Source organism: Micromonospora sp. KC213 (genome assembly GCF_004348325.1).
Lineage (GTDB): Bacteria > Actinomycetota > Actinomycetes > Mycobacteriales > Micromonosporaceae > Micromonospora.
Genome location: NZ_SMKF01000063.1, coordinates 20,094 through 30,157 on the forward strand (window position 1 = coordinate 20,094; position 10,064 = coordinate 30,157).

At 69.6% G+C, this 10,064-nt stretch carries 9 protein-coding genes and 1 pseudogene; 2 read left to right on the forward strand and 8 right to left on the reverse strand.

What is annotated here, in order from left to right:
• The first annotated feature begins 7 nt into the window (after positions 1-7).
• Together E1166_RS15070 and E1166_RS15075 are read left to right on the forward strand one after the other, a co-directional pair.
• Complete coding sequence (locus E1166_RS15070) at positions 8-1,525, forward strand: long-chain fatty acid--CoA ligase (RefSeq protein ID WP_132339440.1); 1,518 nt, start codon at positions 8-10, stop codon at positions 1,523-1,525.
• Positions 1,525-1,983 (forward strand): MaoC family dehydratase, encoded by a 459-nt coding sequence (locus tag E1166_RS15075; RefSeq protein ID WP_132339442.1) that lies wholly within the window; start codon positions 1,525-1,527, stop codon positions 1,981-1,983. The genes E1166_RS15070 and E1166_RS15075 overlap by 1 nt, the downstream gene beginning before the upstream one ends.
• Before the next feature lie 212 nt (positions 1,984-2,195).
• Here E1166_RS15075 and E1166_RS15080 read toward each other — a convergent pair whose 3' ends face one another.
• The 8 genes and pseudogenes from E1166_RS15080 to E1166_RS30950 form a co-directional block, all read right to left on the reverse strand.
• Entirely contained in the window at positions 2,196-3,992 is a 1,797-nt protein-coding gene (locus E1166_RS15080) for a S8 family serine peptidase (protein ID WP_165944343.1), read from the reverse strand.
• Between the two features lie 616 nt (positions 3,993-4,608).
• Positions 4,609-4,785 (reverse strand): annotated as a pseudogene (locus E1166_RS15085) (flavoprotein); the annotation flags it as partial.
• Positions 4,786-5,123: 338 nt separating this feature from the next.
• The gene (locus E1166_RS15095) at positions 5,124-5,960 is read right to left on the reverse strand and encodes a PaaX family transcriptional regulator C-terminal domain-containing protein (protein ID WP_132339446.1); all 837 of its coding nucleotides are present in this window, start codon (positions 5,958-5,960) and stop codon (positions 5,124-5,126) included.
• Between the two features lie 39 nt (positions 5,961-5,999).
• Positions 6,000-6,812: an ABC transporter ATP-binding protein gene (locus tag E1166_RS15100; protein ID WP_132339448.1), complete on the reverse strand. Its 813-nt coding sequence runs from the start codon at positions 6,810-6,812 to the stop codon at positions 6,000-6,002.
• Positions 6,805-7,629, reverse strand: coding sequence for an ABC transporter permease (locus E1166_RS15105; RefSeq protein WP_243710360.1), 825 nt, complete (start codon positions 7,627-7,629; stop codon positions 6,805-6,807). Before E1166_RS15105 ends, E1166_RS15100 begins: the two co-directional genes overlap by 8 nt.
• Complete coding sequence (locus tag E1166_RS15110; protein WP_132339450.1) at positions 7,626-8,426, reverse strand: ABC transporter permease; 801 nt, start codon at positions 8,424-8,426, stop codon at positions 7,626-7,628. The genes E1166_RS15105 and E1166_RS15110 overlap by 4 nt, the downstream gene beginning before the upstream one ends.
• Positions 8,427-8,497: 71 nt before the next feature.
• Complete coding sequence (locus tag E1166_RS15115) at positions 8,498-9,460, reverse strand: ABC transporter substrate-binding protein (RefSeq protein ID WP_243710361.1); 963 nt, start codon at positions 9,458-9,460, stop codon at positions 8,498-8,500.
• 164 nt (positions 9,461-9,624) lie between these two features.
• Entirely contained in the window at positions 9,625-9,783 is a 159-nt protein-coding gene (locus tag E1166_RS30950) for a hypothetical protein (RefSeq protein WP_165944344.1), read from the reverse strand.
• Between the last annotated feature and the right edge of the window lie 281 nt (positions 9,784-10,064).

Below are 10,064 nucleotides of genomic sequence, written 5' to 3' on the forward strand. Positions count from 1 at the left end.
CGGCCCGGTGCGCAACCAGGGGATCGGATCGTGGACGGCCCGGCGGGATCGCAAGACCCCGCACCGGGTGGCCGTGGTGCACCAGGACCGGGAGTGGACGTACCGGCAGCTGCACGAGCGGGTGCTGCGCCTGGCCCACGGCCTGCGCGCACTCGGCGTCACCCGCGGCGATCGGGTGGCCTACCTCGGGCCCAACCACCCGGCGTTCCTGGAGACACTGTTCGCCGCGGGAACGCTGGGGGCGGTCTTCGTGCCGCTCAACACGCGCCTCGCCGGGCCTGAGATCGCCGATCACCTCGCCGACTCGGACAGCCGCGTGCTGGTGTACGCCCCCGAGCAGGCGGCGGTCGTGGACGCGATGCGCGAGCGGCTGACCGTGGCGCACCTGGTGGCGCTGGCGGACGACTACGAGCCGCTGCTGGCGCGCAGCAGCGCGGAGCCCGTCGACGAGCCGGTGTCGCTGGCCGACCCGTGCATCATCATGTACACCTCCGGCACCACCGGCCGGGCCAAGGGCGCCATGCTCACCCACGGCAACATCACCTGGAACAGCATCAACGTCCTGGTCGACGCCGACCTGGCCGGCGACGAGGTGACGCTGGTGGTGGCGCCGCTGTTCCACACCGCCGGCCTGAACATGACGTGCCTGCCGACCCTGCTCAAGGGCGGCCGGGTGCTGCTGGAGCCGGTGTTCGATCCGGAGCGCACGCTGGACCTCATCGCGGCGCGGCAGGTCACGTTCATGTTCGCCGTGCCGGCGATGTTCAACACGCTGGCGAGCCTGCCCCGTTGGCCCTCGGCGGACCTGAGCAGCCTGCGCACGCTGATGTGCGGCGGCGCGCCGGTGCCCGACGCCACCATCCGCGCGTATCTTGCGCGGGGGCTGACCTTCATCCAGGGGTACGGCATGACCGAGGCCGCGCCTGGCGTGCTGCTGCTGGACCGCTCCGAGGTGCTGGCCAAGGCCGGCTCCGCCGGCGTGCCACACTTCTTCACCGACGTGCGGGTGGTCCGGCCGGACCTGACCGACTGCCCGCCCGGGGAGAAGGGCGAGGTGATCGTCCAGGGCCCGAACGTCATGGCGGGCTACTGGGGACAGCCGGAGGCGACGGCACGGGCGTTCGCCGAGGGCGACTGGTTCCGCTCCGGGGACGTCGCGGTCACCGACGACGACAGGTACGCCTACATCGTCGACCGAATCAAAGACATGATCATCTCGGGCGGGGAGAACATCTACCCGGCCGAGGTCGAGAACGTCCTGGTCAGCCATCCCGCCGTCGCTGAGGCCGCGCTGATCGGCGTGCCCGACGAAAAGTGGGGCGAGGTCGGGCTCGCGTTCGTCGTGCTGCACCCCGGCGCGCAGGCCGGCGAGGAGGACCTGCACGGATACCTGCACGGCCGGATCGCCAAGTACAAGATCCCCAAGTCGTTCCGCTTCGTGGACGAGCTACCCCGCAACGCCACCGGCAAGCTGCTCAAGAGCCGGCTGCGCGAGACGCACGTCAAGGACAAGGAGGGACCCTGATGAGCATCACCGTCAACGGCCTGGAGGAACTGAAGGCACAGGCCGGCGCCGACCTCGGTCACACCGGCTGGCTGGAGGTGACCCAGCAGCGGGTGAACACCTTCGCCGACGCGACCGACGACCACCAGTGGATCCACGTGGACCCTGCGAAGGCCAGGACGGGGCCGTTCGGCGGCACCATCGCGCACGGGTATCTGACGCTCTCGCTGCTCATCCCCCTCTTCAGCCAGCTGCTGGTGATGAACGGCATCGGCATGGCGGTCAACTACGGCCTCAACAAGGTGCGCTTCCCCTCCCCCGTGCCGGTGGGCGCCAAGATCCGCCTGAAGGGCCGGCTCGCGTCGGTCGAGGACGTCAAGGGCGGTGGCGTCGAGGTGCTCGCCGACTTCGCGGTCGAGGTCGACGGCAGCGACAAGCCCGCCTGCGTGGCGCAGGCCGTCTACCGGTACTACCCGTGACGCTCGACCGGCTCCTGCGACTGACGCCGCAACGGGGGCGCACCAGCAGTAAGGCCTGACCAGCGGCGCCAGGATCGGCCCCTCGGCGTTCGAGATGTCCGATGGGTACGTACGGGGTGCTTGGTGGGCAGGTGCCCGCCGATTCAGTTGAGGGACCGGGCCCCGCCGCGACATCACGGCGGGGCCCGGGTGTGCTGGAGCCTATGGCCCGGTCAGGCGGTGGTGCAGGTGGAACCGTTGAGGGTGAAGGTTGCCGGGTGGATGGTGCCATTGCCGGTGCCGTTGAATCCGATCGTCGCGGTTCCCTGCGGGTGGAGCGTCGAGTTCCACGACACCGACGTGGCGGTCACGTTCTGACCGCTCGTGGCGTAGGTGGCCGACCAGCCGTTGGCGTACGTCTGCCCGGCGGGTAGCGCGAACGCCAGCGTCCAGCCGTTTATGGTGCTGGAACCGGTGTTCTTGATGACGATCGTGCTGGTGAAGCCGCCCCCGTTGCTGTTGATGGAGTAGGTCACCTGGCAGGCCCCGGTGGAGGCTGGCGGCGTGGTGAAGCTGACGGCCGAGGAGTACGCCGACACGTTGCCGGCCGCGTCCCTGGCCCGCACCTTGAACTGGTACGCCCTGGACGCGGTCAGCCCGGTCGCGGTGAACGAGTTGGTGGTCGGCGTGCCGACCGTCGTGTACGAGCCGCCGTCGACCGAGCGCTGCACGTCGTAGCCGGTGACGCCGACGTTGTCGGTGGAGGCCGGCCAGGTGAGCGACGCCGAGGTGGCGGTCACGCTCGAAGCGACCGGGGCGCCCGGCACCGTCGGCGCGCTGGTGTCCGGGGTGCCGCCGCCGTCCGGCTCGGTGTAGAGCAGGCGGTTGGGGGAGCCGGTGCCGACGTTGGTCAGCACGTTGGTGGTCGCGGCGGCGATCAGGGCCGTCTTGGCCTGCGCGAGCGTGGCGGTGGGGTTGGTCTCCAGGTGCCGGGCCACCCAGCCGGCCACGTGCGGAGCCGCCATCGAAGTGCCCGACCAGCCCGAAGCGACGGCGGTGTCGCTGGTGCGGCCGGCGGAGGTGATGCCGGCGCCGGGAGCGAAAATGTCCACACAGGAGCCGAAGTTCGAGCTCGACCACCGGGTGTCGTCGAAGGCGCTGGCACCGGTGACGATGCCCCGGGAGGAGCGGGGGTTGTTGCCGCAGGCGTCGGTGTTGAAGTTGCCCGCGATGAAGACGGGCAGCACACCGGCGTCGATCATGTTCTCGGCGGCGGTGTTCACCACGGAGCCGTAGTTCTGCAGGCTGAAGTTCGCCACCGAGCGCGCGGGTGCGTTCGCGGCGATCCAGTCCATGCCCTCGATCAGGTCGGCGTTCGAGCCGAAGCCCTCGCAGTCGAGCACCCGCACGTCGCGGATCTGGGCGTTCTTGGCGACCCCGTAGGAGGTGCCGCCGATCGTGCCGGCGACGTGCGTGCCGTGGCCGTGGCAGTCCCCGGCGTTCGGGCCGGCACCGTCGTCGACGGCGTTGTACGCCCACTGTGCTCGCGTGCCGAAGTCGGTGTGGGTGGTGCGGATGCCGGAGTCGACCACGTACACGGTGGTGCCGGTGCCGGTGGCGTCGTAGCTGAACTGCGAGTCGAGCGGCAGGTTGCGCTGGTCGACGCGGTCGAGCCCCCAGGACGGCGGGTTGGGCTGAACGCCGCCGACGCTGCCGCGGCCCTCGGGCGGCTTTTCGATCGCCAGGAACCGCGAGTCGGCGCGCACGTACGCCACGTTCGGGTTGGCGCGGACCGCGTCGAGCGCGTCGGCGTCGAGCTTCGCGGAGAAGCCGCGCAGCACCGTCGAGTAGCGGCGGACATCCCGGCCACCGGCTCGCTCGGCCGCCTTGGCGGGGTCGCTGGCCGCGCCACCCACGGTCGGCCTGTCCTTGAGTACAACGATGTAGCCGCCGTTGGGCGTGCCGCCCTCGGCCGGCAGTAGCGGCGCGGGTGTGGTCGCGGTCTGGGCGGCGGCCGGCGTGGCCGTCATCGCGGCTCCCACCACGACGGCCGCAGCAGCCGCGGCCACGCGGATGATGTGTCGGCGCTGAATTGACATGGTCAGACCATTCTCCTGAGGACTGTGTCACCCGCGTCACCGGCGCACGCTTCAACGAGTGCGCCGGCAGCCCTGTCGGGCGACGACTTCCAACATGCCGGCCTCGGACCGGCGGATCTGACGGTGTGTCCAGCCTGTCGATTTGGTCGGGGTCACCGGCCGCGTCGACAGGCTGAACCCAAGCGCGCCCCCCGTCTGTGGCAATTGGAGCACGGAGGCACCGTGCGACGAATGCCCTCCCCCGTCATGTATTTCCATATAGGAATGTGATTTCTTTGCAGCCTGGGCATCGACCTTCCGGGAGCCGGCGAAGATGGCAGACGTGAGAACTGTCACGCCAGCGGGGAATGTCGTTTCAGTGCCGATTCAGCGGCAGGACTTGCCGGGGTGGCGCGATATCACGCCGTAGGCGCGTGCCACGTCAACGAACAGGGATGCCAGGCGGGTGTTCCGGCCGAGCGAGTCGGTCGCGTTCCCGGCGAGGGCCACCGCCCGGGCGGGGTACAGGTCGGCGGCCAGGACCTCGACACCTGCCGTCCGGGGTGAATCAGCTCCGATCGGTGCTGCTGGCTGGCACGTCGTCAGCCAGCCGGGTCGCTGCCTCGAACGCCGCCGTCCAGGGAAAGTCCCGCTGGCGGCTGTTGCCGCTGCCGGGAGGGTGCGGCAACCATCCGTCGCCCGCCCCGAGAATCCGTACGTGCTCCTCGCGGAGATTTGCCACGGCCTGCACCACAATCAGTGCTCGGATTGCGGCTACTGTTTCGTTGACCCGCAATCGCGGCCCGGCCAGGCTCCGGTCGAGGCACCCGGGTCGTTGCTCTGATTGCTGCCCACGCACACCGGCACCAGCCGCCGAACCGGGGCGGTCAGCTGTCGGTGTCCGACGGCGTCCGGCGACGCCGGTTTCCACGAGCCCAGGCGGCTTCGTTGACACTGAGGTCGTCGACCTTCACGAACCAGGCGGTCCCGCTCCGGTCGACGACAGACCAGTGGTGGCTACCGCGCCCACCGGTAGGTACTCCGCGGACTCAATCCGCAGGCCCCAGCATTCCACGAGCGCAGCTACCAGCGCCCGCTTCGGCGCCTGACCCCGCTCGGGGCCGCGACGAGGTCGGCGAACTCCGCGTCGGACGCCTCGGCAAACTTCTCGTGCGTCCGTCGATAGGTCTCCGCCGACCGGGTGGCTGGCCATTGCGCGTCCATGAACTCGGCGGGCAGCCTCGGGTCGGCGCGCAGCAGCGCGAGCCAGTCCGCCACCAGCATCGTCCGCACGGTCAGCGCGCTGGGCGCCATCGCGGTCGCGGTCGGGTCGTCCCACACCTCGATGAACGCCAGGTGCTGCCGCCGGATCGCCTCGATGTCCCAGGCGGCGCGCACGCTCTCGCCGATCGGGAATCCGTCGAGTGCGCGGGCGTGGAAGGCGACCACGGCGTTGGGCGGGAGATCCTGCCGCAGCGGCTCCAACGAACCGGCGAGGTCGACCTCGCCCGGCGCCAGCCACAGCCCGTCCCGGATCGGCGCGAAGCCCTCCCAGGTGAGGGTCGAGCGCAGCCGGTGCCGCAACATCCGCTGCCCCTCGGGGATCGAGAAGGTGACCAGGGTCCACCCGCTGCCCTGCGGATCGAACGGCCGTGGCCCGCGTACCCGGTCCTTCGCCTCGCGCAGCACCGCAGCCCCGTGCTCGGTCAACGAGAACAGGGTCTCGCGGCCGCTGCGGGTGCGGGCGAGGATGCCGCTGCGCACGAGGCGGTCGAGGGTGGCTCGCGTCGCCGGCGCGGCCACTCCCGCACCCTCCAGCACGCTGATCAGGGCGCTCGCCCGGACCGGCCCGGTAACGTTATCGACAACATGCTCGCCGAAGAACGCGAGCAACAGTTGTTTCGGCTGACGACTACGCACAACCCTCGCCTTTCAGCGACGCCGGTATGGTGCACCCGATCATCGCGCGGATCTCGGGGCCACCGCCTGCCCGCGCTTGGCCCGCTGGATCTGGTCGTAGACGTGCGTCCGCAGTTCCGTGAAACGGGGCAGGGCGCGGGTCGTGATCTGGTCGCGCTCCGGCGGCAGGTCGATCGCGAGGTCCTCCTGGACCCGGGTCGGCGACGTGGACAATACGAGAACCCGCTGGCCGAGGTACACCGACTCGTCGATGTCGTGGGTGACGAAGAGGGCCGATATCCTGCGGCTGGTATGCAGCTCGCGGACCAGATCCTCCAGGTCCGCCCGGGTCTGCGCGTCCACCGCAGCGAACGGCTCGTCCATGATCAGGACCTCGGGTTGGTAGGCGATCGCCCGCGCGATCGCCACCCGCTGCTGCATCCCACCGGAGAGCTGCCACGGGTGGCTGCGCGCGGCGTGCGCCAGACCGACCGCCTCGATCGCGTCGGTGACCAGTTTGTCGCGCTCGGCCCGGGGAAGCTTCTTGTGCCGCAGCGGAAGTTCGACGTTGCCGCGCACGGTGAGCCACGGGTAGAGGCTGCGACCGTACTCCTGGAACACGACTGCCATGGCGGGACTCGGCCCGGTCACCGGCGAGCCGTCCATCTCGACCACGCCACTGGTCGGCCGCAGCAGGCCGGCGAGGCACTTCAGCAGGGTCGTCTTGCCGCACCCGGACGGCCCGACGATGCAGACGAGTTCACCCGCCTCCATGGTGAAGCTGAGGTCCCCGATCGCCTCGACGTTCCCCGTCGCGGACTCGTAGACCTTCCGCAGGTGTTCCACCCGCAGCAGGGTGCTCCGATCAGGCACGGTTGACCTCCCTGATTCCGTGGTACCAGCGCAGGACGCGCCGCTCGACGAGACCGAAGACGACGGCGAGAAAGACGCCGACGAGACCGAGCAGGAGGATGCCGCTCCACATCTCGGCGATGAGGTAGTTCCGCTGGAAGTAGGCGATCCGGTACCCGAGCCCGGAGGACGAGGCGAACATCTCGGAGATGACCATCAGGATCAGCGCGACCGAGAGGCCCTGCCGGACCCCGGCCATGATACGGGGACTTGCGGCGGGGAGCACGAGGAACCACAGCCGCTCGGACCAGGTGATCCGGAACGCATCCGCGGTCTCCTTCATGACACTGTCGGTCGCCCGAACCCCCTCGATCGTGTTCAGCAGGATCGGCCAGACCGCGCCGGAGACGATCACGACCACCTTCATGGTGTCCGTGATGCCGAGCAGGAGCATCATCACCGGGATCAGCACCGGCGGTGGGATGGCCCGGAAGAACTCCAGCAGCGGTTCGAGGAGTTCGCGCAACCAGTGGACCAGGCCGATGACGGTGCCGGCGGCGACGCCGAGCACGATCGACGCGGTGATGCCGATGCCGAGGCGGTACAGGCTGGGCAGCACGTCCTCGACGAACGCGGGACCGACCCAGGTGTCCACGAAGGCTTCGGCGATCGTCAGCGGGCCGGGGAAGAATTGGCTCGTCGCTCTCGTCGCCACCAGGCCCCAGACGACCAGGAGCAGCATCGGCAGCCCGAGCGCGTAGAGGAAGCCCGCCGCGAGGCGGGCTCCGACGCCGCGCCCGCGCGGTGTGGTACCGATCCGGCCGGAATACGCGGTCACCGCGCCTCCTCTCCGCGTACGGACTGGTGCCAGGAGAGCGCCCGCCGCTCGACGAACCGGAAGACGAGGTTCACCAGGAGCCCGAGCAGGCCGGTCACCACGACGAGGGCGTAGAGGCCCACGGCGTCGCCGCTGGACCGGGACAGCTCGATCATGCGGCCGAGACCGGGGTTGCCGATCACCATCTCCGCGGTGATGGCGAGGATGAGCGCGACCGCCGCGGCGAGCCGCAGACCGGTCATGAGGTAGGGCAGGGCGGTCGGCAGGACGAGGTGCGACAACTGTTCGCGCCGGGTCAGACCGAAGCTGCGGGCGGTGTCGCGAGCGACCGCGTCGACGTCGGCAACGCCGTAGATGACCTGCACGAACACCTGCCAGAACGACGCGTAGACGATGATGACGAGGGCGGCCTGGGGCTGGATGCCGAACATCAGCACGGCGAGCGGGATGAGGGCGACCGACGGGATGGGGCGCAGGAACTCGACCATCGTGTGGGTCGCGCGCCGCAGGACCGGCACCAGACCGACGATCGTGCCGAGCACGACGGCGGCGGACGTCGCCACTGCCAGGCCGATCGCCCAGGACGTCATGGTGGACCCGAGCCGCCGCCAGAACGCGAGGTCGACGAACTCCTCGGCGAGCCGCGCCAGCACGTCCGTCACGTACGGCAGGTACTGGGGGTTGATCAGACCCAGCGTCGGGACCAACTGCCAGGCGACGAGGAACCCGGCGAGCCCGACGACGCCCAGCGACGCCGTGCGTAACGTGCGCAGGCGCCGGGTGGAATGGACGCGCATGTCACTCCCATGGTCACGCGGGCGGCGACGCCCTCCCCGGCCGGGGGTCGGGAAGGGCGGCAAGGCGCCGGCTACTTCTGCTGGACGAGGCGGTCGAGATTCGGCTGCTGGTTGAGCACCTTGTACTTCTGCGCCAACTCGGCGAGCGTCTGCAGGCTCGTCCGGTCGACGTCCCAACCGAACGCCGGCAGCTTGACCGAGTCCGCCACCGCCGGCGGCATCTGGAGGTTGTCCTTGATGGCCTGTCGGACCGCCGTCTCGTTGGCCGGGTCCTGGGCCCACTCGAGGGTCTTCTTCATCGCCGCCGAGAAGTCCTCGACCAGCTTGGCGTCCTTCTCCGTGCGTTCCTTGGTGGTGATCGTGGTGAGGGTGGTCAGGCCGGGTACGACCGCCTGGTAGGGCGCGACGACGAAGGTGTCACCGCGGCTCCTCAGCTGGGTGACGAAGGGTTCCGGCACCCAGGCGGCGTCGATGTTGCCGGCCTCGAGCTGTGCGGGGGTGTCCGGGAAGGCGACCTCGACGAACTTGATCGTGGACGGGTCGCCGCCGTCCTTCTCGACCGCCGCCATGATCGTCACGTCGCCTGCCGCGCCCAGGCTGTTGACCGAGACCCGCTTGCCAGCGAGGTCGGCCGGTCGCTTGATGCCAGACTTCGCCGAGGCCACCACGGCGTTGATGTCGTCGCCTTGCGCGTACGAGGAGGCGTAGTTGCCGATGATGACGACGCCGAGGTTCTGCAGGTCGGCCCGGAACGGGCCGAACGGCTGGCCGATCGCGAAGTCGATGTCGCCGTTCATCAGTGCCGGGATGGCCTGCGCGCCGCCCTGGGCGGGCAGCACCTCGACCTTGAGCCCTCGCTCGGCGAAGATGCCCGCCTTGATGCCGCCCCACAACGCGGCGGTCTCGGTGATGGGCAGCGCCGCGACCCGGACCTGGCGCAGGTCGCCGCCGGCCTGGTCGGACGGGGCGGACGCATCGGAATCGGTACATCCGGTCAGGGCGATCGCGGTAGCGGCGATCAGCCCGAGAGCCATGACCTTCTTCATTGACGGGCCCTTCCTGGACGGGGTGATGGGTACGTCGAAAGCCGGCGGATGCCTGGGATCTACAGGTTCTCTGCTGTTGCGTGGGGGGCACGCCGCTGTGTTGGCCATGGTCAACCAACCGCACATCGAATGTCAACGATTTCTGACGCCCGTCATGAATTAGTTGAACAACGCTTCGCGGCGGCATCGTCGCGGATCGGCTCACACGTGATCGTCAACCGCAGCAGCGGCACCGCCCCGGCGGCCACCGCGGAGGCGCTGGTGCGAGCCGACAGCCACCGCTTGTCCATCGCGGCGGACGGCAAGACCACGTGGTCACCGTCCAGGTGTAGTGACCATGAGCGAGGTGTGAGGTGTGCCCGCCGGCCGAACCTGAGAACAGGGGTTCGCCACGTACGCGCGCTGCCTCTCACCAACGGGCGACGTCAACAAGCATGACTCTGGTTCGGACGACGTCCGCCAGCGTGTCGGCTCCGCCTGAAAACTGACCCCGTGGTTCCGGCTGAACTTTGACCCCCTCCGAAAGCATCGGGAGGTGCTGAGCGTGGAGGACTGGGCGGAGATCCGTCGGTTGCACCGGGCGGAGCGGATG

Bases quoted from the DNA above. Each gene is read 5' to 3' on its own strand.
- E1166_RS15075 (WP_132339442.1), top strand. From the start codon at position 1,525: ATGAGCATCACCGTCAACGGCCTGGAGGAACTGAAGGCACAGGCCGGC.
- E1166_RS15080 (WP_165944343.1), bottom strand. From the start codon at position 3,992: ATGACGGCCACGCCGGCCGCCGCCCAGACCGCGACCACACCCGCGCCG.
- E1166_RS15110 (WP_132339450.1), bottom strand. From the start codon at position 8,426: ATGCGCGTCCATTCCACCCGGCGCCTGCGCACGTTACGCACGGCGTCG.
- E1166_RS15115 (WP_243710361.1), bottom strand. From the start codon at position 9,460: ATGGCTCTCGGGCTGATCGCCGCTACCGCGATCGCCCTGACCGGATGT.